Genomic DNA, 22,273 nt, shown 5'->3' with positions numbered 1-22,273 from the left:
GGCGCTATCTCTACGGTCAGATTGCCGACAAAATAGTGCTTTAATTCATCAAAAAAATAATTAACAACAATTTCATAATTATTCACAACCAATGAAATTATCCGGAAAAATCATCATGTTAGCTGCCGGTACTGCTGTCCTCAGCTCGGCAGTGACCACCGTTGCAATGAAACGGACTCTTCTTAATAATGAAGAAGCCCAGAGCTACAGCGAACTGTTTGATCAGGGCGGTGCGGCGTCAGGCCACCTGACGAGGGTCGCACAGTTGCCTGCCAATCATTCCGATTTCACGACTGCTGCTGAAAGCACTATCAACGGTGTTGTGTCCATAAAAAGTTATGCCACTCCCCGCGGATATAGCCAGAACAGTGGCAACGGCGGATTCTTCGGTGATCCTTTTTTTGAATATTTCTTCGGAAATCCCGGTGGAAATCGCCGCAGCCAGCCACGTCAGGAACAGCAGCCACGTCAGCAGCAGCCTTCGGGTCTCGGATCGGGTGTGATTATAAGCGCCGACGGTTATATAGTCACCAATAACCATGTCATTGATGATGCCGATCGACTTGAGGTGACATTGAATGACAACCGTACATTTGATGCGACAGTTGTCGGTTCGGATGCGTCGACCGATCTTGCATTGATAAAAATTGATGCTAAGGATCTCCCGGTCATACCGATGGGCGACAGCGAGGCTCTTAAAGTAGGTGAGTGGGTGCTTGCCGTCGGTAACCCGTTTGGTTTTACATCGACTGTGACGACAGGTATCGTATCGGCTAAAGGCCGCAGTATCGGTTCGCAGGGCCACGGCGGACGCATGGGAATCGAATCGTACATCCAGACTGATGCTGCCGTCAATCCCGGCAATTCCGGTGGCGCACTTGTAAATCTCGCCGGTGAGCTCATCGGCATCAACACCGCAATTTATAGTCAGACAGGCAACTATGCAGGATATTCGTTCGCGATTCCTACGACAATCGTCAAGAAGATTGTCAGCGATCTCCGTCAGTTCGGAACCGTGCAGCGTGCTGTACTCGGAATCTCGATTATGGATCTTAGCAATGAAATCGCTAAGGAAAACAACATCACAGCCGTCACCAAGGGTGTGTTTGTCGGTGATGTCAGTGACCGCAGCTCTGCAAAGGAAGCAGGCTTGCAGAAAGGTGATGTCATAGTCAAGATCAATGGAATCAACACGGATAATGTCGCACAGCTTCAGGAGCAGGTGGCCAAGCACCGTCCGGGCGATAAAATCAAAGTTACCTACATCCGTGACAACAACACTAAGTCGGTCGATGTCACACTGCGGAATCCTCAGGGCAACATGCAGATAACGAAAGCCGGCGACATCACAGACCTCGGATGTGCGTTCAAAAAGGTCGACGAATCCGTGCTTCGTCAGCTTGGTCTGAGCAACGGTGTGCAGGTGGCCGGACTGTCCGACGGGCGTTTCCGTGACTCAGGTGTCAAAAACGGATTCATAATCTACTCAATCAATGACACCCGCGTCAGCTCGCCTGAAGACGTTGAAAAAATTCACAAGGCTATCATGAAAGGTAGCGGTGACGAGAAGGTCATGATTCTCCGCGGAGTCTATCCGACAGGCAAAAGAGGCATCTATGCCGTGGATCTTTCCGGAGTTGAATAAAGCCTTCGTGCATTCTCCTCTCTTCCTCCTCTCTCTTCTTTTTTATGTTGAATAATTGGTAATCTTTTCTCTCCTTTTAGGTTAGTTCTCCTCACTCCTCATTTATTTTTTGTCCATCAAAATTGAGGGCCACAGACTTCGGAAAGTCTGTGGCCCTCTGTTTTTTTGCTGTGTCGGTTATTTATCCGAGGATTGCGATAACCTCAATTTCCACAAGAACCTGCTTCGGGAGTTCGCGTACGGCCACTGCCGAGCGAGCCGGGAAAGGCTCAGTGAAGTTCTGGGCATATACTTCGTTCATTTCTCCGAAGAGACTCATGTCGGCAAGGAAAACGGTAGTCTTCACAACGTTTTCAATGCTTGCTCCGGCTGCGGCAAGGATGGCCTTTACGTTTGCAAGCGACTGTGCGGTCTGAGCCTTGATTCCTTCGGGGACAGTGCCTGTTGCGGGATCTACAGGAATTTGTCCTGAGCAGTAGAGCATATTTCCTACTTTGATTGCCTGGCTGTAAGGTCCGATTGCACCGGGAGCGGCGCTGGTTGAAATTACTTCTTTCATGATAAGATGTATGTTAAATAAATTAATAAGAATGAGGAGTCTGTCTCGATAGGATATGTAATCTATATCCTGTTGTATTATTTGTTTTTAGGATTATTCTGCTTGATGAGTGGGAGATGTATTTCGGCCAAAAGCACTGAAGATGCCTGTTGACGGAAATCGAAGTCGAGTCTGTCGCAGAGATCAAGCAACGGCTTGAAGTCTGTGTCGAATGTCGGGAGGAATGAATCTTCACCATGGTTGGAGATTACATTCATGACATGTCCCAGCGAGTAGTGTTCGGGGCTTGTTGATGGCACTAACGGAGCATCAGCAATCGGGTCTTCTCCGTTTTTCGGCCCAAGCCGTGAGATTAGATTGCAGTCGATCAGGAAATTGACAACTATAGCTGTCAGCCGTGGAGGGATGGCAAACCGAGTGGAGATTCCTGCGATGTTGAGTGGCTCTTCCTCATTTTTGAACCGTTTGATTATGACTGTCAGGATTGCAAGCGTCACTTTGCGTCGGTATGCACCTGAGATTTTGTTGGTCTGCCGTTCGAATGAGAACAGGAATATGTCCTGCGACGACCGGCATATAAGTGCTCCGGCAAGTGTGATGAGCCAAGAGAACTGCATCCATATCAACATCAATGGCAGGAATGAGAAGCTTCCGTAGATTGCATTGTATTTTGCCACATAGATCTGACCTGTAAGGAAAAGCCATTGAAGCACCTGAAAGGCGATTCCTGCGATTGTGCCGGTTATAAGGGCATTGCGGAATTTGACTTTTGTGTTCGGTATGAGCATATAGGCCCCTGCAAAGAACAGGCATCCGAAAAGGACTGACACGAGGTCAAGAATATCGCCGACTACAGGTCCGATAAAGTCGAACGGCAGAAGCTTCTGAATTGTGGCTGACATGAGAATCCGCAGACCACCTGAACATATCATGAGCACCGGGAGTATGATACATATGGCAAGGTAGTCGGTGACTTTGCGGGCGAATGGGCGGTCGACTTTCACTCCCCAGATGTTGTTGAATGAATTTTCGACCGAATCCAACAGCGATATGAGAGTCCAGAGCAGGAAGACAATGCCGACACCCACAAATATTCCTTCAGAAGCCTGTGCAAGACAGGAGTCAACGAATGAGAATGCCATTTCCAGCGCGCGGTGTTGCGATGGAAAATACTGGTAGAGCTGTGTCTGAAGGAGATTCTGAAACCCGAATCCTCTTCCGATTGCGAATAGCAATGCCAAAGCCGGGACAATGGCAAGCAGGGTACGATAGGTAAGGGCGCACGCCGACGACTGAAGATCGCTGTTCATGAATGAGCGCACTGTGAGATTGAGGGTCTTGACGATGTTGACTTTTGCAGTATTGCGTTGGTCTTCCCATACGCCTTCGGCACAATATTCCCATATAGAGATTGTGCGGGCCTTAGTGCGTTCAATCCAAGAGGCGAATTTGCCGGGTTTCTTTTCTTCAGTCATGGCGGAAAAGGGGTTAGGTTTACTGTTCTTTGTCCTTTTCAACGAATGTGCGCGCTGCCTGATTTCTTGCAATCTCAACAGCACGGCTCAGACGCTCTTTTTCAAGTGTCGCTACCTTGAAGCGTCGGAGTGTGGTCGCATAGTCGTAAAGGAGGGCTATTTCATTGGCTTGTTTTTCGGGGAGAGGCATGGAGTAGGTTGACGCACCTATAAATGTAAGGGTCATCGGCTGTCCGGCGTGTGTGCTGACAAACTTTCCGAGACTGTCACATTCCACGCCCATGAAAGTGATGACTTCTGCTCCCATCGACCGGTCATTGCGCTCGCCGTCATGGGCTACTGTCGATGTTGCGGCTTTCTCAGCGCCTGCGCTCACTTCGACCGATGTGCTTTTTATGCTTTTGGCTTTCAGCGAGGACATGAGATAGAAATCGCCATCGGGACTTACACGGGCCTGAAGACCGTTTGTGCCGAAAAATTTTGATGGTTCTGTCGTTGCCGCCACATAGTAGCCCTCGATGGGATTTTTGACGAATTTCATCAATCGTTGGAGGGAATCACCTCTCACGGCAAGCACGGCCGACAGCGAGTCGGCTTGCTGTAGCCGTTGGATTGTCAGTCCTTCGGTCGCTTTGGTCGACAGGTGGAGCGCTTCGCGGCGCACGTCAATTTCTTTAGGATACGTATTCTTTATGGAATCGGTCAGTGCAATTGCTTTCTCATAATTTTTCGAGTCACAGGCCTGTTGAGCCTGTTCGAGCAGTGCGGAGGCCTTTTGGGTGTCACCGTTTCCTGCACAGGAGCATGCGATGGCAAGCCCCGCGATAGCGGAGAGTCTGAAAATGCTGTTTTTATTAGTTACTACGTTCAACATCTTTTACGCCTTTTACGGTTTTGATTTTCTTTATAAGGTTGTTTAGCGAGGCAGTATCGCTGATGCCTACGACAATGAATCCGGAGAAAATGCCGTCGGAAGAGTCGATAGTTATATTGCGAAGTGTGACATCTTTCTCCTTATTAATAATAGATGTGATGTTAGTGACGATTTCAATGTCGTCATTTCCGACAATGCGGATTGTCGCGGCAAAGCGGCTGCCGACTTTGCCTGACCATCGGGTGCGGATCACGCGGTAGGGATATTTGTAGCGGATGTGGTCGGCGTTAGGGCAGTCGTGGCGGTGAATTTTTATTACACCTTCGGCTGATACGAACCCGAACACGTCGTCACCGAAAATCGGGTTGCAACATTTCGACAGCTTGTAGTTGATTCCTTTGATATTGTCGCCGATAATCAGTATGTCGTCAGAAGGAGTGTTGGCCCGTTCGTTGTTTTCAAGAAGTTCGAATTCTTCGGCGCTGCGACGTTCGGTCTCCGCACGTTTGTCGGCATTCTCGATGAGTTCGTATTGAGTGATGACATCGTTGACATCAATGACTTCGTCGCCGATTGCCTTGTAGAAGTCAGTGACCGTGCGGTAGCCCATTTTTTTGATGGTGCGCATGAGCGTGCCTTCCTCAAGCTCGACTTTACGGTTCTTGCATCGGCGTTGCAGAAGCTCCTTGCCGAGTTCGGCCGAGCGGTTGGCTCGTTCGTTGATGGTCTGGCGTATTTTGTTGCGGGCCTTTGAGGTCACGACAAACGACAGCCAGTCCTGCTTGGGGACTTGCCCGGGAGCGGTGGTTATTTCTACGGTATCGCCGGAATGAAGTTTATAGTTCAGTTTGCGGTTGCGCCCGTTGACCTTGCCACCGACGCATGTGCAGCCGAGTTTGGAATGGATGTTGAAAGCGAAATCAAGCACCGTCGCGCCGAGAGGCAGACGGTAGAGGTCGCCGCGAGGAGTGAAGACGAACACTTCCTTGTCGTAAAGGTCCATCTTGAAATTTTTCATCAGCTCCATCGGGCCGTCGGCCGTTTCAAGTATGTCGCGGATGTTGTTCATCCATGAGTCAAGGTCTCCTTCGCTTTTTATTCCTTTATATTTCCAGTGTGCCGCGAGTCCCTTTTCGGCTACGAGATCCATGCGCTTGGTGCGAATCTGCACTTCTACCCATTTGTTGTCAGGGCCTTTGACTGTTGTGTGGAGCGATTCATATCCATTGCTTTTGGGAATGGATAGCCAGTCTTTCATGCGCGCGGGATTCGGTGTGTACATATCGGCGACAATCGAGTAGACGTTCCAGCAATCCGCTTTCTCTCGTTCGAGCGGAACGTCGAGGATGACACGAATGGCAAACAGGTCGTAGATGCCCGATAGTTCCACTTGCTGCTTTCGCAGTTTGTTCCAGATTGAATAGATTGACTTGGTTCGGCCCTTGATTTCATATTTCAGGCCTGTCGCGTCGAGTTTCTCTTTGAGCGGGGCGATGAAGTTGGCGATATAGGCATCGCGTGCCACCTTTGTCTCGTTGAGTTCGCGCGCGATTTTTGTATATGTCTCACGTGCGCTGTATTTGAGCGACATGTCTTCAAGCTCGCTCTTGATTTTATAGAGACCGAGCCTGTGGGCGAGAGGCGCATAGAGATAATTGGCTTCAAAAGCGGTGTCGGTGACAAATTTTTCGTCGGGATGATGGTTGATTGTCCGCATCAAGGTCAGGCGCTCGACAATCATTATAATGATTACACGTATGTCCTCGGCGAAGGTCATGAGCAGACGGCGGAAGTTGTCGGTCTTGACCACACCTTGCTTTCCATAGAGGGTTGAGACTTTCAACAGACCGTTGACCATGCGTTCGATGTCTTCGTCCCAGATAGAACGTACGTTTTCGAGCGATAAGGCATCATCGACACACAGTCCGTAGATGAGTGTGGCGATAATCATGTTGCGGTCAGGCGACACCATGTCGCAGAGAGCGATGGATGTCTCCAGTGTGTGTGCCACTTTGTTGATGCCGTGGCGGTCATTGACAGGTCGCCCGTCGGCATAGGCATTTTTTATGGCTTTTTTGACGATGGTGAAATCGTCGGCCTTGGCGACGTCTGAGCTTTCGGCAAGCAGACGGCGGACAAGGCTTCTGATATATGCCCTCTCATCGGAGGGGCGGGGCGTTTTTTCCATTCTGATTAAGAAGTGTGCAAGAGGGGTGAGAAAGAGGGAGCGGATTTCCGGCCCGGAGAAAGCGTGAGGCGACATCCGGTTCGTTCCGGTGTCATTCCGGCAATCAGTCTCTGCGGTAGATACATGCTCCGACGGAGTTCAGACGAGTGTCAATAGCCTGATATCCACGGTCAATCTGGTCGATATTGTCAATAGTGGATACACCTTTGGCGCTCATCGCGGCGAGTAGCATTGCGATGCCGGCACGGATGTCGGGCGAATGCATCTTGTTGGCCCGCAGGGGGATTTTGTGGTCGAGACCTATGACTACGGCACGATGCGGGTCGCACAACATGATTTGGGCGCCCATGTCGATAAGGCGGTCGACGAAGAATAGTCGGCTTTCAAACATTTTCTGATGGATCAGCACACTGCCTTTGCATTGTGTGGCTGTGACAAGCATGACTGACAATAGGTCGGGGGTGAGGCCGGGCCATGGTGCGTCAGCTATAGTCGGAATCGAGCCATCGAGATTGGTCTCGATTTCGTAGTGCTCCTGAGAGGGGATGTAGATGTCGTCGCCACGCCGTTCGAGATTGATGCCGAGGCGACGGAACGAATCCGGTATGATGCCGAGATTGTCGTAGCTGACATCTTTTATTGTGAGCTCGCTTCGGGTGATTGCTGCCATGCCGATGAAACTGCCGACTTCAATCATGTCGGGCAGAATGGTGTGCTCGGCTCCTGCGAGTTTTTCAACGCCTGTTATATGGAGTAGGTTAGAGCCGATGCCTTCGATTGATGCGCCCATGCCAACGAGCATTTTGCACAATTGCTGGATGTAGGGTTCGCATGCCGCATTGTAGATTGTGGTCGTTCCCTCGGCGAGAGCGGCGGCCATGATGATGTTGGCTGTGCCTGTCACCGAAGCCTCGTCAAGCAGCATGTAGCATCCTTTGAGTCCATTGACTGTCACGAGGTAGTAGGCCTGACGCTCTTCATTATATGCTATCATCGCGCCGAGCTTTGACAGCCCCGTGATGTGTGTGTCGACTTTCCGGCGTCCGATTTTGTCGCCTCCCGGTTTTGCGAAATAAGCCTGTCCGAGACGCGCGAGCAGTGGGCCTACGACAAGGACCGAGCCACGTAGCGATGCGCAGCGCGATACGAAATCGGCGCTTGAGATGTATTCTTCGTCGAGATCGTCGGCCTGAAATCTATATGTGTCATCGCTCAGCTTGTCGACTTTTACCCTCATTGCTTTGAGGAGGTTGATCAGGTTGACAACATCAAGAATATTGGGCACATTGTGGATGGTGACAGGCTCAGAAGTGAGAAGAGTCGCGCAGATAACTTCAAGCGCTTCGTTTTTGGCTCCTTGAGGCTTGATGCTTCCGCTCAGCCTGTGGCCGCCTTCAATAATGTAAGTGCTCATGTCGGGAGTGATGTAATTAAGAATTGAAACGTAGATATATTCTAAATGCCTGAAGGGCCATTTGTGTTCACGGTTCGCGTTCAGATATGCTCAACTTCTGGCGTAAGTGTTATGCCGAACTTTTCGCGCACTGAGACGATGATTTTATTTTCGAGGGAGATGACTTCGTCGGGCGATGCCTTTCGCTCCGGGTTGACTATCACGAGTGGTTGGAGATGCCATACGGCGACATTACCTTCGCCATATCCTTTCCATCCGCATTGGTCTATCAGCCATGCCGCCGGTATCTTGTAGCCTCCTTCGACACGGAAATTCGGGACAGATATGCCGGGATTACCTGCAACAATGGCATTGAAGCATTCTTCGCTTATCACAGGGTTCTTGAAAAAGCTGCCTGCGCTTGGTACAGTAGCCGGATTCGGGAGCTTGGATGACCGTGTGGCTATTATGGCGTTGCGGATTTCTGTTGGTGTGATTGACGAGCGGTCGCGTCCTTCAAATATTTTCTGTAGCGCCGGATACGAGAGGTTGGGACCTGATATCGGCGACAGTTCATAGTCGACGGCATGGATGATGTAGCGTCGTCGGGCGTCAGGTTTTTTGAAGATTGAATCGCGATAGGCGTATCTGCATTTCTCATTCGTGAAGGTGACGAACTCATGTTCGACTTCGTCATAGGCATGGACTGCGACAATCGCATCGCACGCTTCAGTGCCGTATGCACCGACATTCTGCACTGCCGATGCACCGACCTCTCCCGGAATGCCCGAAAGATTTTCAATGCCCCACAGCCCGCGGTCACAGGCCCATTTGACAAAATCGTCCATTGTCTCTCCGGCTCCGGCTCTGACAATCACGTTGCCAATGTTTTCTCCAAGAATCCGGATGCCTTTAATGGCGCTGTGTAACACCACGCCGGGATAATCTTTGGTGAAAAGTATGTTGCTCCCGGCTCCGATGTGCATCTTGTCGATGTCTTTACGGATTGATGAGAGGAGGAATGGGATATCCTCGGCAGTGGTGTATTCCATGAATATCCCGCATTTCACATTCATTGCAAATGTGTTGCGGTCAGAGAGGTCGTAATTGTCAATTGTCGTAATCATTGTTCGGAGCGGATTTGGATGCTAAAGACGGGCGTTTCGCCCTGATGCGATTTCTTCCACAAATTTAAGAAAATTTCATCAGTCACAATTATAAAACGGAAATATTTTTTTCAGTGAAAGAATATGGATGTTCGGAATAAAAGCGCTAATTTTGACACCGGAAAATTAGAAACGAATTTAACTGTAATCTTGAAAATATGGTCAAACATATAGTATGCTTTAAGTTAAAAGGCGACGCTGATGTGCGTCGCGAGGTTGCCGAACAGTTTAAGCGTGCCCTGCTTGAGCTTCCGTCGCAGATTGATGTGCTTAAATCCATGGAAGTGGGAATCAATGAAAATCCGGCCGAAGACTGGGATGTGGTTCTGACGGCTGTAGTCCCTGAGATGGCAGATGTGGCTGTCTATGCCAATCATCCAGCTCATCTGGCAGCCGCTGCTATTGTCGGGCCACACAAGGAAGCCCGTGCTTGCGTGGACTATTATTTTGTCTGAATCAAACCGTGCTGCATCCATATGACTGTAGTCTTCGATCTCGATGACACCCTGTATGCCGAAATGGAATTTGTAAGATCGGCATACAGGGAGATAGCACGGCGCTATGGATTGAAACTGCTCGACCGTATGATGCACGCATCTTCGCCGCGTGAGGCTTTTGATTCGACCGGATTGCCTGTTGACGACCAGATTGAAATCTACAGGAGACATTTCCCGGACATACGTTTGCCGTGGCTGTCGCTCTACACATTGTCTGTGCTTCGGAATCGTGGCCACAGGCTTGGGTTGGTCACCGACGGGAGAAGCGTCACTCAGCGCAACAAGGTCAAGGCTCTTGGCCTTTACCGTTTCATAGCTCCGGAAATGATATTCATTTCTGAAGAAGTCGGCTCTGACAAGCTCTCAGGTGAAGCGTTCAGACGGATAATGGAGATGGGTGGGACGGATGAAAAATATATTTATGTGGGTGATAATCCCAAGAAGGATTTTGTGGTTGGAAACAGTCTCGGATGGCTTACTGTATGCCTGTTGGGTGGTGCTTTCGGGGAAAATCTTTTTGATCAGGACTTTAGTGGCTTGCCACTTGTAAATTTGCCAAAAAAAACAATCGCCGGGTTGACGGAGTTGCTCGATTTTAATGATTTGAAAAACGGTGTAGTGTGAGAAAGTTGTCCAAATCGCTAGGGTAATTATTTGGTATTCAATATTTTGTGAATTTAGTTTTGCTGAAAAGTTTTCCAAAAAGTAAATTATTGTTTTGAAATAATTCAACAAAAATGTTGTATTATTGTTTTTATCTGTGTAACTTTGCCGTCGCATTTGAGACAATAAAAATGCGAAAAACAGAGTGAAAAAACATAATAATCTATATTTCAAGCCCCTCACAAAAAACAACAGATTATGATACTGACTGTGGTAAAGCGCGACGGCAGAATCGTCGGTTACAATGAAGAAAAAATCAAGGCTGCAATCCGCAAAGCTATGCTCACAACAGAAATGGGCGAGGATGAAGCTCTCATTGCGCGTATTACCGATCGTATAGGCATGACCGGCAGCGAACAGATGTCGGTTGAAGAGATTCAGGACAACGTTGAGCTTGAGCTCATGAATTCCCCGCGCAAGGAAGTGGCCAAGCGCTACATTGCATATCGCGATCAGCGTTCTATAGCCCGTAGAGCCAAGACACGCGACATGTTCCTTGAAATCATCGAGGCGAAGAGCAACGACATCACTCGTGAGAATGCCAACATGAACACCGATTCGCCGGCAGGCATGATGATGAAGTTTGCCAGCGAGACGACGAAACCGTTTGTCGACGATTATCTTCTCTCTGAAGAAGCACGCGAAGCTGTCCAGAACGGTTATCTCCACATTCATGACAAGGATTACTATCCGACCAAGAGTCTTACATGTGTCCAGCATCCTCTCGACAGAATCCTGAAATACGGATTTGTCGCAGGCCACGGTGAGTCACGTCCGGCAAAACGCATTGAAACTGCAAGTATCATAGGCTGTATATCGCTTGAAACCGCCCAGAATGAGATGCACGGAGGTCAGGCCATTCCTGCTTTCGACTTCTATCTCGCACCTTTCGTGCGTTCATCGTACATTGAGGAAATCAAGAAGCTTGAAGACCTCAACGGGGTGGAGCTCTCTCATCTCCAAAACATCGAAATCGACGATTACCTGAAGAAACCTCTTGATGGTCTGCAGGGTGAGGCGCGATGGATGCAGCATGCTATCAATCAGACTGTGAGCCGTGTGCATCAGGCAATGGAGGCCTTCATCCACAATATGAACACCATTCACTCGCGTGGTGGCAATCAGGTTGTGTTCAGCTCGATAAATTACGGTACTGACACATCTGCCGAAGGCCGTTGCATCATCCGCGAACTACTGAATTCAACCTACGAAGGTGTTGGCAATGGTGCTACTGCGATTTTCCCCATTCAGATATGGAAGAAAAAGCGTGGCGTAAGCTATCTGCCCGAGGACCGCAACTATGATCTCTATCAGCTTGCCTGCAAGGTCACGGCTCGTCGGTTCTTCCCGAATTTCGTGAATCTTGACGCTACCTTCAATCAGCATGAGAAGTGGGATGCCAATGACCCGTTGCGCTACAACTATGAGGTTGCCACTATGGGGTGTCGCACACGAGTTTTTGAAAACCGATATGGCGAAAAGACTTCAATCGGCCGTGGCAACATCAGCTTCTCCACGATGAACATTGTCCGCATGGCTATCGAATGTATGGACATTGAAGATCAGGATGAACGTATCGCCAGCTTCTTCAAGAAGCTCGACGAGGTTCTCGACATCACCGCGCGGCAGCTTTGCGCACGCTATGATTTCCAGAAAACCGCAATGGTGAAGCAGTTCCCCTTGCTTATGTCACGCCTTTGGAACGGTTCTGAGAAACTTGGCCCGAATGACACGATTGAGAGCGTGATAAATCAAGGCACTCTCGGCATAGGTTTCATCGGTCTCGCCGAGTGTCTTATCGCTCTTGTCGGTAAGCATCATGGCGAGAGCGAAGAGGCTCAGCAGCTTGGATTGAGAATTGTGGAGCATATGCGTGACCGTGCCAATGAATATAGCGAGAAATATCAGCATAATTTCTCTGTGCTCGCCACTCCTGCTGAGGGTCTGTCAGGAAAATTCACATCACGTGACCGTAAGACCTTCGGCGTGATACCGGGAATTACCGACAAGATTTACTACACAAATTCCAATCATGTCCCTGTCTACTACCATTGCTCTCCGTGTCATAAGGCAAAGATTGAAGCTCCCTATCATGAGTTGACACGTGGAGGCCATATATTCTATGTGGAGGTCGATGGCGACGCTACCCATAATCCCAAAGCAATCTCTGACATCGTCGACCTGATGGACCGACACAACATCGGCTATGCTTCGGTAAACCATAACCGCAACCGCTGCATGGACTGCGGATATGAGGATGCGCAGGAGAATCTTGAGGAATGTCCCAATTGCCACAGTCACAATATCGACTGCCTTCAGCGAATAACCGGTTATCTTGTCGGTACGACTGACCGCTGGAACAATGCGAAGCTTGCCGAACTTAAAGACCGCATCGTTCATAAGTAATTTTATTGAAACATTGTTAGGCTCTCAAACGCGATGAGAATACTTGATATAGTTCCGGGGACGTCAGTTGACGGCCCCGGACTTCGTACGTCGATATATTTTGCCGGGTGTGGTCACCAGTGCCCCGGATGCCACAATCCGCAGTCATGGGACTTTGCCGGAGGCCGTGAAATGTCAATTGACGAAATCATGGCCATAGTGGATGAGAATGGTTTTGATGTGACACTCTCCGGAGGCGATCCGATGTACAGGGCAGGAGAGTTGCTGCCCTTAGTCAGAAGGATAAAAGATTCCGGTAAGACTATATGGTGTTACACCGGATTCCTGTATGAAGCTGTCATGGAGCATCAGGATATGCGTCGGCTTCTTGAATATGTCGATGTCCTTGTCGACGGTCCGTTTGTCGAAGCGCAGCGCGACGTGCATCTGCTGTTTCGAGGTTCGGCTAACCAGCGTCTGGTAGACATAAAAAAAAGCACTCCCGGTTCGGTGGTCGAATGGGAGTGGTGAAAAGTTGATGTCTTGGACTTCTTAATGACTTCAGGGCTTACGTGTCGTTTCGTTTGAAAGCACGTAGGCTCTTACTTTTTGAAACAGGTCGTTGGCAAAAACGAACTCGTTGAGAGCTTCGTTGGTAGTCTGGTATATCTCGTGCATATCGCCGACCCATTCGCGGTGTCCTTTGTTGAGGAAGATTATATTCTCGCCGATACCGAGCACCGAGTTCATGTCGTGAGTGTTGATTATGGTTGTGATGTTGTACTCATGCGTGATGTCGCTGAGGAGTTCATCGATGAGTATCGACGTTCTCGGGTCGAGGCCGGAGTTTGGTTCGTCGCAAAAAAGATATTTCGGATTCAAAGCGATGGCTCTGGCAATTGCGACGCGTTTCTGCATACCGCCTGAAATCTCCGATGGATATTTCTTGTCAGCGCCTTTCAGGTTTACACGTTCAAGGCAGAACTGCGCTCTGTCTTTGATTTCCCCATAGGTCATGTTTGTGAACATGGTGAGCGGGAACATCACATTTCCAAGCACAGTCTCCGAGTCGAAAAGAGCCGAGCCTTGAAACAGCATGCCGATTTCCTTGCGCAGTTCTTTCATCTGGCTCTGGTCCATCTTCAGGATGTCGCGTCCGTCATAGAGGATTTCACCTTTTTCGGGGCGCAGCAATCCTACGAGTGATTTTACGAGGACAGTCTTTCCTGAACCGCTCTGTCCGATAATCAGGTTGGTCTTTCCTGTCTGGAAAGAGGCTGAAACATCGTGGAGGATAGTTTTGCCGTCGAAAGATTTTGTGATATTTTTAACTTCGATCATTGTAGCAGGAGTTTTGTCAGCACCACGTCGAGAAGAAGGATAAGGATACTTGATGCGACAACGGCATTGGTTGATGCCTTGCCGACTTCAAGCGCGCCGCCTTTGACAAAGTAGCCGTAGAAGGCTGCGACGGAAGTGATGATGAATGAAAAAAACAATGATTTGATGAGGCCGTACCATACATACCACTCCGAGAACATGGTCTGGAGACCATAGATGAATCTGTTAAGCGGAATGATTGCGGTAAAGATCGAAATCAATACACCTCCGAGAAATGATGTGAAGATGCAGAATACCACAAGTACCGGCATGTAAATCAGAAAACCGATGATTTTGGGCAGTACAAGGAAATTGGCGGAGTTGACACCCATTATATCGAGAGCGTCAATCTGCTCGGTGACGCGCATCGTGCCTATCTCCGATGCGATATTTGAGCCGACTTTGCCGGCGAGGATAAGGCAAAGGATGGAATTGGAAAATTCCAATAGGATGATTTCGCGTGTCGCAAGGCCTGTCGAATAGGAAGGGACAAGCGGAGAGACAATGTTGAGCTGCATCTGTATGGTGATTACAGCTCCGATAAATAATGATATGACTATTACAAGCGGGATTGAATCGACACCGAGTTTGGTGATTTCAAAAAATGTGCGCTTGAAGAAGGTCTTCCATTTGTCAGGAATGGAGAAGACCTTGTTTATGAACAGGCAATATTTGCCGAATGTTGTCAGTGAGTCGGATATAAGCATACCGATGGTTGTATGAAGTATTGATTCCTCTGACAAAATTAACCATTTCTTGCCAAAAGAAGTTCAAAAGTTGGCCATTTGGCCAACTTTTAGGTAATATCAGATAGTCTGATGGCTGTTTTATGTAATTTGACGGTTAGGCGAGAGCCTTGATGAGTTCTTCGACGCTCATTCGGTTCTGCTCGCCGGATGTCATGTTTTTGAGTGTGACATATCCGTCGGCAAGTTCGCTTTCGCCTATAATGGCAACGAAAGGAATTCCGAGCGCATCGGCACGTCCCATCTGTTTTTTCATCTTGGCGTTGTCAGGATAGATTTCAGCTGAAATGCCGTTGGCGCGCAACTGTTTGATGACTTCGAGAGACTTGGCTGCCTCGGCAGGACCGAAATTGGTGAACATCACTTTTGCCGCACCTGCGATGTCCTCGGGATAGAGGTTGAGCGTGTTGAGCACATCATAAATTCGGTCGGCGCCAAATGAGATGCCGACACCTGACACACCCGGAAGGCCGAACACTCCTGTGAGGTTGTCGTAGCGTCCGCCACCGGTGATGCTGCCGATTTCGACATCGCGGGCTTTGACCTCGATGATTGTTCCGGTGTAGTAGTTGAGACCTCGTGCGAGACTCACGTCGAGTTCAAGTTCGGAGCGAAGTCCGAGTGCTTTGGAACCGTCCATGACCTCGCGCAGTTCGGCTACACCTTTGAGGCCGGTCTCGCTGTCGGCAAGAAGCTGTGACAGTTGTGCGAGTCGTTCATCGTTTGAGCCCGAAAGCGTGATGATAGGGGTTATGCGGTCGATGGCTTCGTTGCTGAGGCCACGTTCCGAAAGTTCGGCTTTGACGTTGTCAAGACCTATTTTGTCAATCTTGTCGATTGCTACCGTGATGTCGACAATCTTTTCAGGCTCGCCGACGAGTTCTGCGATTCCGGCGAGCACCTTGCGGTTGTTGAGCTTGATGGTGGTTCGGATGCCGAGACGGGCAAAAACTTCGTCAATCATCTGTATCAGCTCGATTTCATTCAACAGTGAGTCAGAGCCTACGACATCAGCGTCACACTGGTAGAATTCGCGGTAACGTCCCTTTTGCGGACGGTCCGCACGCCATACCGGCTGAATCTGGAAGCGTTTGAAGGGGAAAGACAGGTCGTTGCGGTGCATGACGACAAAACGTGCGAATGGCACTGTAAGGTCGTAGCGGAGACCTTTCTCACAAAGTTTTGGCGCAAGTTTCGGACAGTCGCCCGATGCAATCAGTCCGGGGTCTACTCCGCGCAGAAAATCTCCTGAATTCAGAATCTTAAAAAGAAGCTTATCGCCCTCTTCGCCATACTTGCCCATAAGGGTCGAGAGATTTTCCATTGCAGGAGTCTCTATCTGCTGAAATCCGAACAGATGGAACACACTTCTGATTGTATCGAATATATAATTGCGGCGAGCCATCTCGGCCGGTGTAAAGTCACGTGTACCTTTGGGTATTGAGGGTTTCTGAGCCATAATTTAGAATTATGAATTAGGATTATAAATGTTAGCCTAAAATTTTTGCAAAGATAGCGAAATTTAGTAAATTTGCGAAAATTTAATGCGTAATCATACTTAACCAATGAAATACATCGGGGCTCATGTCTCGGTGGAGCAAGGTGTCAGCCGTGCTCCACTCAATGCACATCTTATCGGAGCAAAATCTTTTGCGCTTTTTACCCGCAATCCCTCCAGATGGACTTCCAAGGCTATTTCAGCCAAGGAAGCAGATGCTTTTAAGGAGAATTGTGCCAGATTTGGCTATACTCCTGATGTCATACTTCCCCATGACAGTTTTCTGATTAATCTCGGGTCTCCTGACAGCGACAAGCTTGCAAAATCGCGCGAGGCATTTCTTGACGAAATGCGCCGATGTGAGCAGCTTGGACTGACGATGCTTAATTTTCATCCGGGGTCTCATCTGCGCGAAATTGCTACGGATGCTTGCCTTGATCTGATAGCCGAATCGCTCAACCGCATACTTGACGAGACTTCAGGTGTGAAGGCGGTGATTGAGAATACGGCAGGACAGGGTAGCAATCTCGGGCATACTTTCGAACAGATTGCCCATATCATCGACAAGGTCGAGGACAAGACCCGCATCGGGGTCTGTGTGGACACGTGTCATGCTTATACAGCAGGCTATGATCTGGTTGATGATGAGGCCTATGACCGTACTTGGAATGAATTTGACAGAATTATCGGCATGAGTTATCTTTGTGGAATGCACCTGAACGATACCATGAAATCGCTTGGCTCAAAAGTTGACAGGCATGCTTCTATACTGACCGGAAATCTTAACGAATGGTTCTGGCATCGCCTTATGAATGACCCTCGTATGGACAATATGCCACTGATTCTTGAAACTCCTAACGAAGAAATCTGGGCGCATGAAATCGAGCAGCTCTATGCCATGATAGACTGAGAAGACCGAATGATAGATTGAGAAGACCGAATGATAGATTGAGAAGACCGACGGACAGGTATCTTTAGCCCCGGCCGATACATAAAAGGGAAAAATATTCAATAACAGATTATATCAAATACTTACAGACTTATTAATTATGGTGAAGAATAAACCGGATCAAAGTTTTATGAAACTCTGGAATCTGAGTTTCGGCTTTTTTGGTGTGCAGATTGCATATGCATTGCAAAGCGCCAACATATCGCGTATTTTCGCGACTCTGGGCGCAGACCCACACTCACTCAGCTTCTTCTGGATTCTCCCTCCTCTGATGGGAATTCTTGTGCAGCCGCTTGTCGGGGCTGCGAGTGACCGTACATGGAACAGGCTCGGACGTCGATTGCCCTACCTGCTTCTCGGTGCGGCCGTAGCGGTCGTTGTGATGTGTCTGCTTCCTAATGCCGGTAGCTTCGGCCTGACGGTCGGTGGCGCAATGATTTTCGGTTTCATTGCACTCATGTTTCTTGACACTTCAATCAACATGGCGATGCAGCCCTTCAAGATGCTGGTCGGCGATCAGGTCAACGAGCGCCAGAAGGGTCTCGCATATTCGATTCAGAGTTTCCTTTGCAATGCCGGTAGCCTTGTCGGTTATCTTGCACCGATTACTTTGACTGCTATCGGTGTGAGCAATCTTGCTCCGACCGGCCAAGTGCCCGATGCGGTCACTTATTCATTCTATATAGGTGCGGCTGTGTTGATTCTGTGTGTCATCTACAGTTTCGCTACCATCCGTGAGATGCCTCCAAAGGAATATGCCGAATATCATGGCATCACCGAAGCGCAGAAGGAGGAGAAAAGCGGTATGCTTCATCTCCTGCGCCATGCTCCGAAAACATTCTGGACTGTAGGTCTGGTTCAGTTCTTCTGCTGGGCTGCTTTCCTTTACATGTGGACTTACATTCCCGGTGCGATTGCCGATACTGTCTGGGGAACAACCGACACTGAGACTGAAGCATACCAGACTGCCGGTAACTGGGTTGGCGTTCTGTTTGCCGTGCAGGCCGTCGGTTCGGTGCTTTGGGCTATAGTCATTCCGCGTTTCAAGAATCATAAGGTGGTTTACGCACTTAGCCTGCTTCTCGGCGCTGTAGGTTTTATCTCGACATTATTCATTACCGATAAATTTGTTCTTTTCATCTCGTTCCTTCTCGTCGGTTGCGCATGGGCTGCGATGCTTGCTCTTCCGTTCACTATTCTTACCAATTCTATTTCAGGCAAGAATATGGGAACTTACCTTGGCCTTTTCAATGGCACAATCTGTGTGCCGCAGATTTGTGCGGCAGCCTTAGGCGGAGTGATTCTCGCGCTTCTCGGAGGCCGTCAGGTCAGCATGCTTGTACTTGCAGGTGTATTTCTCGTAATCGGCGCAATATGCGTGACATTTGTAAAGGAAACCTACCCGGAAGCTCAGGATGAAGCTGTAAAAGGATAAGAAACACACACTATAACTAAGATTGAAACCCCACATTGTCGTAAAGTTCGACAGTGTGGGGCTTTTAGTCTTTTGTTGATGTTTGATTTATTTGGCCTTGACCAGCTTGTGGCGTAGTAATGTCAGCATCAGGCCTCGAGAGAAAAGGTAGGCGAGAAAAGCAATCCACAGACCATGATTGCCGAACATTTTGAAAAGTGCGGAATAAAGGGCGAAATATACTATTGTTGCTATAGCGATAGAAATCAGCATTTCGCGTGTCCGTGTAGCTCCGATGAAGATGCCGTCCCATGTGAAGGCTGCAAATCCGACCGCCGGAATGGCGATTACCCAAGCAAAGAATTCTTTTGATGATAATATGACATCTTTATCATCACTCAGAAGTGTCATGATCCATTCGCCTCCGGCGGCATATAGGACTGTGAATACAATCACCATTATGATGCTCCATCGGAAAAGGGCTTTGATTGTATGGTTAAGTTCCGCAATGTCGCGTTTGCCGATTGAATTACCGCATAGCGATTCCCCGGCAAATGCAAATCCGTCCATGAAATAAGAGAACAGTATGAAGAATTGCATGAGCAGGGTGTTGACGGCAAGTATGACTGTCCCTTGAGTCGACCCCACTCGCGTAAACCATACGGTTACAGCAATCAGACATAGGGTGCGGAAAAGGATGTCGACATTGACCGAGAAAAATCGTTTTAATTCAGCGGTGCGGATGAGCGAATCGATAGATGGAAATTTCGGACGGTATTTGAGGAATGCGATTGAAATCCCGATTATAAATCCGATCCACTGAGCGCTTAGCGTGCCAAAGGCCACTCCTTTTACTTTCATCCCGAGCACGAATACGAGAAAGAGGCTTATTGCGATGTTCGACAGATTTATTATGAAAGATACCCACATTGGGGCTTTGGCATTTTTCAGTCCGAGAAACCATCCTGTAAGTACGAATGTCCCAAGATAGGCCGGTGCGCCCCATATCAGGATTGAGAAATATTCGTGGACAATGATTCCGATGTCGCTTTTTACTTCAAGAATTCCGTTTGCAAACGATAGAATTAGATTTCTACAGATGAGCATGATGATTGAAGCTGCAAATGCGACAAGAAGTCCGCGTGCGAGCACAAGGTCACACGAATCCTTGTCGGCAGCCCCATGTGCTTGCGCCGTCAGTCCGCTTGTGCCCATGCGTAGAAACGCAAAAAGCCAATAGAGCATGTTGAAGATTGTCCCTCCGACAGCTATGGCGGCAATGTAGGCGGCACTCCCCATATGACCAACAATCACCACATCCATCAGCGCGAGCAGTGGTGTGGTGATGTTGGTGATTATCGAGGGTACTGCGATTGACAGTATTTCACGATTAATCTTGTTCATGACTATGTGTCGGAAGTCAGTCTTTAAGAGTCTTGGCTTTCATTGATTCTCGGATGAGATAGATGATAAGCAGTGCATAGACTGCGAGTCCGGCCCATTGTATGGTGATTGCATCCATCGGATTGTGATATTCAAAACCGAGGAAGCGGGTCAGGGCTGCAAACACTCCGAATAGCGCGCCACCTGCGATGAGGCCTGACGAAATGAGCGTGCCACGGTCGCGACGTGCATCGTTGGTTGCTTTGTCCTTCGAACGGCTTCCGACAAACCATGCGATAGCACCGCCGACGAGGAGTGGAGTGTTGAGCTGTAGGGGAATGAACATGCCAAGGCAGAACGCCAGTGCCGGGACACCGAGCCAATTGAGCAGGAGTGCAAGTATCGCACCTACCATATAAAGAATCCACGGAGTGTCACCACCCATCATGAGAGGCTCGATGACTTTAGCCATAGCATTGGCCTGAGGTGCGACAAGAGCGTTTTCGCCGGTGAACCCGTAGACTTGATTCAAAAGAAGAATCACTCCGCCTACGGTTGCGGCTGAAACAAGTGTGCCGAGGAACTTCCAGCTCTCCTGTTTCTTGGGTGTTGAGCCGAGCCAGTAGCCGACTTTTAGGTCAGTGACAAAACCACCGGCCATCGAAAGCGCTGTGCAGACTACACCACCGATGACCATTGAAGCCACAATGCCCGATGAACCGCTCAGTCCGATGCCGACAAAGATGGCCGACGCGATAATGAGGGTCATGAGTGTCATACCCGATACGGGGTTTGAGCCTACGATAGCAATTGCGTTGGCAGCAACTGTGGTGAAAAGGAAGGCGATGAGTGTGACTACAAGCCATGCGACAAGTGCCTGCCAGAATGTGTTGATGACGCCAATCCAGAAGAACAGGAGTACTGCGACCAGTGCGATGGAAACGAAAAAGACGATATGTTTCATTGAAATATCGCTCTGCCAGCGCACTGTCGAAGAGCTGTCGGCTTTCCCTTTGAGCTCGCGTCCTGCAAGACCTACCGCACTTTGGATTATACTCCATGATTTTACTATGCCGATGATACCGGCCATTGCGATTCCGCCGATGCCGATGAGACGGGCATAATCAGCAAAGATGGCTTCTGGCGACATCGCTGTAATCTCAGAGCTTCCATATGTCCCGAGCATAGGGATGAGCACCCACCATACGAATACCGACCCGGCAAAGATGATGAAGGCGTAGTTGAGACCGATGATGTAGCCGAGACCGAGCACTGCAGCGCCGGTATTACAGCTGACCACGAGTTTGGTTTTCTCGGCAAGAGTCTGTCCCCAGCTTGTCACAGCAGTGTTAAGCACGCCGGCCCACCAGCCGAAAGTCTCCACGACATAGTCGTAGATGCCACCGATAAGTGAGGCAATGACAAGTGTTTTGGCCTGTCCGTCGTTTTTAGCTGATGCTTTTGCGATACCGCTTGCAAGCACCTGTGTGGTGGCTGTCGCTTCCGGGAAAGGATACTTTCCGTGCATGTCCTTAACGAAATATTTACGGAAAGGAATGAAGAAAAGTATGCCAAGAATACCTCCGAGAAGCGAACTCAGGAAAATCTGGAGGAAGTTGACTGTGATTTCAGGGTATTTCGCCTGAAGGATATAGAGGGCAGGGAGTGTGAATATCGCTCCTGCGACAATCACGCCTGAACATGCTCCGATGCTCTGAATAATCACGTTCTGACCAAGCGGATTCTGCTTCTTCAATGCACCGGAAAGTCCGACTGCAATGATGGCGATGGGGATTGCGGCTTCAAACACCTGTCCGACCTTGAGTCCGAGATAGGCGGCTGCCGCACTGAATATGACTGCGAGCACGAGACCCATTGTCACCGAATAAGGGGTGACTTCGGCATAATCGCGGGCAGGATGCATGATAGGGCGATACTCTTCATCATTCCCAAGTTCGCGGAATGCGTTTTCGGGAAGTTCGAGCGGATCGGCCTCCATGTAGATTTCTTTAGCTTCTCTATTGTCTGCCATTATAATTGATGTGATTTAAAAATGAA

General features: G+C 49.0%; 18 protein-coding genes. 7 read left to right on the top strand and 11 right to left on the bottom strand.

Annotated features, from left to right (window positions below):
* Nucleotides 1-91: 91 nt before the first annotated feature.
* Nucleotides 92-1,645 (top strand): Do family serine endopeptidase, encoded by a 1,554-nt coding sequence (locus QZ311_RS00905; RefSeq protein ID WP_297062894.1) that lies wholly within the window; start codon nt 92-94, stop codon nt 1,643-1,645.
* A gap of 181 nt (nt 1,646-1,826) precedes the next feature.
* On the opposite strand, the gene QZ311_RS00900 is transcribed toward QZ311_RS00905, so the two are convergent.
* The 6 genes from QZ311_RS00900 to murB form a co-directional block, all read right to left on the bottom strand.
* Entirely contained in the window at nt 1,827-2,204 is a 378-nt protein-coding gene (locus tag QZ311_RS00900; protein WP_297062892.1) for a RidA family protein, read from the bottom strand.
* Between the two features lie 77 nt (nt 2,205-2,281).
* Entirely contained in the window at nt 2,282-3,679 is a 1,398-nt protein-coding gene (locus tag QZ311_RS00895) for a YihY/virulence factor BrkB family protein (protein WP_297062889.1), read from the bottom strand.
* A gap of 19 nt (nt 3,680-3,698) precedes the next feature.
* Nucleotides 3,699-4,553 carry a hypothetical protein gene (locus tag QZ311_RS00890; RefSeq protein ID WP_297062887.1) on the bottom strand — a complete coding sequence of 285 codons (855 nt, stop codon included), beginning with the start codon at nt 4,551-4,553 and terminating at the stop codon, nt 3,699-3,701.
* Entirely contained in the window at nt 4,534-6,741 is a 2,208-nt protein-coding gene (locus tag QZ311_RS00885) for a RelA/SpoT family protein (protein WP_297062885.1), read from the bottom strand. The genes QZ311_RS00890 and QZ311_RS00885 overlap by 20 nt, the downstream gene beginning before the upstream one ends.
* Nucleotides 6,742-6,844: 103 nt before the next feature.
* A complete protein-coding gene (gene murA, locus QZ311_RS00880) occupies nt 6,845-8,155 on the bottom strand; it encodes a UDP-N-acetylglucosamine 1-carboxyvinyltransferase (protein ID WP_297062882.1) in 1,311 nt (436 codons plus the stop codon).
* A gap of 80 nt (nt 8,156-8,235) precedes the next feature.
* On the bottom strand, nt 8,236-9,261 hold the full coding sequence (murB, locus tag QZ311_RS00875; protein ID WP_297062880.1) for a UDP-N-acetylmuramate dehydrogenase: 1,026 nt from the start codon (nt 9,259-9,261) through the stop codon (nt 8,236-8,238).
* Between the two features lie 197 nt (nt 9,262-9,458).
* Between murB and QZ311_RS00870 the strand changes: the two genes are divergently transcribed.
* From QZ311_RS00870 to nrdG, 4 genes are all read left to right on the top strand, one after another.
* The gene (locus QZ311_RS00870) at nt 9,459-9,755 is read left to right on the top strand and encodes a Dabb family protein (RefSeq protein ID WP_297062877.1); all 297 of its coding nucleotides are present in this window, start codon (nt 9,459-9,461) and stop codon (nt 9,753-9,755) included.
* Nucleotides 9,756-9,776: 21 nt separating this feature from the next.
* The gene (locus QZ311_RS00865; RefSeq protein ID WP_297062875.1) at nt 9,777-10,421 is read left to right on the top strand and encodes an HAD family hydrolase; all 645 of its coding nucleotides are present in this window, start codon (nt 9,777-9,779) and stop codon (nt 10,419-10,421) included.
* 237 nt (nt 10,422-10,658) lie between these two features.
* Nucleotides 10,659-12,866 (top strand): anaerobic ribonucleoside triphosphate reductase, encoded by a 2,208-nt coding sequence (locus QZ311_RS00860; protein ID WP_297062872.1) that lies wholly within the window; start codon nt 10,659-10,661, stop codon nt 12,864-12,866.
* A 33-nt stretch (nt 12,867-12,899) separates the two neighbouring features.
* Nucleotides 12,900-13,376, top strand: a complete 477-nt coding sequence (gene nrdG, locus QZ311_RS00855; protein ID WP_297062870.1) for an anaerobic ribonucleoside-triphosphate reductase activating protein — start codon at nt 12,900-12,902, stop codon at nt 13,374-13,376.
* 30 nt (nt 13,377-13,406) lie between these two features.
* Here nrdG and QZ311_RS00850 read toward each other — a convergent pair whose 3' ends face one another.
* The 3 genes from QZ311_RS00850 to hisS all read right to left on the bottom strand — a co-directional run bounded on the left by QZ311_RS00850 (nt 13,407) and on the right by hisS (nt 16,430).
* A complete protein-coding gene (locus QZ311_RS00850) occupies nt 13,407-14,186 on the bottom strand; it encodes an ATP-binding cassette domain-containing protein (RefSeq protein WP_297062868.1) in 780 nt (259 codons plus the stop codon).
* Nucleotides 14,183-14,926, bottom strand: coding sequence for an ABC transporter permease (locus QZ311_RS00845; RefSeq protein ID WP_297063047.1), 744 nt, complete (start codon nt 14,924-14,926; stop codon nt 14,183-14,185). The genes QZ311_RS00850 and QZ311_RS00845 overlap by 4 nt, the downstream gene beginning before the upstream one ends.
* 142 nt (nt 14,927-15,068) lie before the next feature.
* Nucleotides 15,069-16,430: a histidine--tRNA ligase gene (hisS, locus tag QZ311_RS00840; RefSeq protein ID WP_297062866.1), complete on the bottom strand. Its 1,362-nt coding sequence runs from the start codon at nt 16,428-16,430 to the stop codon at nt 15,069-15,071.
* A gap of 106 nt (nt 16,431-16,536) precedes the next feature.
* On the opposite strand from hisS, the gene nfo reads away from it, so the two are divergent.
* Nucleotides 16,537-17,379, top strand: coding sequence for a deoxyribonuclease IV (nfo, locus tag QZ311_RS00835; RefSeq protein WP_297062864.1), 843 nt, complete (start codon nt 16,537-16,539; stop codon nt 17,377-17,379).
* 142 nt (nt 17,380-17,521) lie between these two features.
* A complete protein-coding gene (locus QZ311_RS00830) occupies nt 17,522-18,853 on the top strand; it encodes an SLC45 family MFS transporter (protein WP_297063046.1) in 1,332 nt (443 codons plus the stop codon).
* An 87-nt stretch (nt 18,854-18,940) separates the two neighbouring features.
* On the opposite strand, the gene QZ311_RS00825 is transcribed toward QZ311_RS00830, so the two are convergent.
* Entirely contained in the window at nt 18,941-20,236 is a 1,296-nt protein-coding gene (locus QZ311_RS00825) for an MATE family efflux transporter (RefSeq protein WP_297062862.1), read from the bottom strand.
* Nucleotides 20,237-20,252: 16 nt separating this feature from the next.
* Nucleotides 20,253-22,247 (bottom strand): oligopeptide transporter, OPT family, encoded by a 1,995-nt coding sequence (locus QZ311_RS00820; RefSeq protein WP_297062859.1) that lies wholly within the window; start codon nt 22,245-22,247, stop codon nt 20,253-20,255.
* Between the last annotated feature and the right edge of the window lie 26 nt (nt 22,248-22,273).

Origin of the sequence: uncultured Duncaniella sp. (genome assembly GCF_910578445.1) — a bacterium.
Lineage (GTDB): Bacteria > Bacteroidota > Bacteroidia > Bacteroidales > Muribaculaceae > Duncaniella.
Note: the sequence above shows the minus strand (reverse complement) of the source record. Positions and strands in the feature narration are given on the sequence as shown.

What these genes read in the sequence shown, in the direction of transcription:
- murA (WP_297062882.1), bottom strand. Translation starts at nt 8,155, where the DNA reads ATGAGCACTTACATTATTGAAGGCGGCCACAGGCTGAGCGGAAGCATC.
- QZ311_RS00885 (WP_297062885.1), bottom strand. Translation starts at nt 6,741, where the DNA reads ATGGAAAAAACGCCCCGCCCCTCCGATGAGAGGGCATATATCAGAAGC.
- QZ311_RS00870 (WP_297062877.1), top strand. Translation starts at nt 9,459, where the DNA reads ATGGTCAAACATATAGTATGCTTTAAGTTAAAAGGCGACGCTGATGTG.
- QZ311_RS00905 (WP_297062894.1), top strand. Translation starts at nt 92, where the DNA reads ATGAAATTATCCGGAAAAATCATCATGTTAGCTGCCGGTACTGCTGTC.
- murB (WP_297062880.1), bottom strand. Translation starts at nt 9,261, where the DNA reads ATGATTACGACAATTGACAATTACGACCTCTCTGACCGCAACACATTT.
- hisS (WP_297062866.1), bottom strand. Translation starts at nt 16,430, where the DNA reads ATGGCTCAGAAACCCTCAATACCCAAAGGTACACGTGACTTTACACCG.
- QZ311_RS00895 (WP_297062889.1), bottom strand. Translation starts at nt 3,679, where the DNA reads ATGACTGAAGAAAAGAAACCCGGCAAATTCGCCTCTTGGATTGAACGC.
- QZ311_RS00900 (WP_297062892.1), bottom strand. Translation starts at nt 2,204, where the DNA reads ATGAAAGAAGTAATTTCAACCAGCGCCGCTCCCGGTGCAATCGGACCT.
- QZ311_RS00850 (WP_297062868.1), bottom strand. Translation starts at nt 14,186, where the DNA reads ATGATCGAAGTTAAAAATATCACAAAATCTTTCGACGGCAAAACTATC.
- nfo (WP_297062864.1), top strand. Translation starts at nt 16,537, where the DNA reads ATGAAATACATCGGGGCTCATGTCTCGGTGGAGCAAGGTGTCAGCCGT.
- QZ311_RS00890 (WP_297062887.1), bottom strand. Translation starts at nt 4,553, where the DNA reads ATGTTGAACGTAGTAACTAATAAAAACAGCATTTTCAGACTCTCCGCT.
- QZ311_RS00865 (WP_297062875.1), top strand. Translation starts at nt 9,777, where the DNA reads ATGACTGTAGTCTTCGATCTCGATGACACCCTGTATGCCGAAATGGAA.
- QZ311_RS00825 (WP_297062862.1), bottom strand. Translation starts at nt 20,236, where the DNA reads ATGAACAAGATTAATCGTGAAATACTGTCAATCGCAGTACCCTCGATA.
- QZ311_RS00820 (WP_297062859.1), bottom strand. Translation starts at nt 22,247, where the DNA reads ATGGCAGACAATAGAGAAGCTAAAGAAATCTACATGGAGGCCGATCCG.
- nrdG (WP_297062870.1), top strand. Translation starts at nt 12,900, where the DNA reads ATGAGAATACTTGATATAGTTCCGGGGACGTCAGTTGACGGCCCCGGA.
- QZ311_RS00860 (WP_297062872.1), top strand. Translation starts at nt 10,659, where the DNA reads ATGATACTGACTGTGGTAAAGCGCGACGGCAGAATCGTCGGTTACAAT.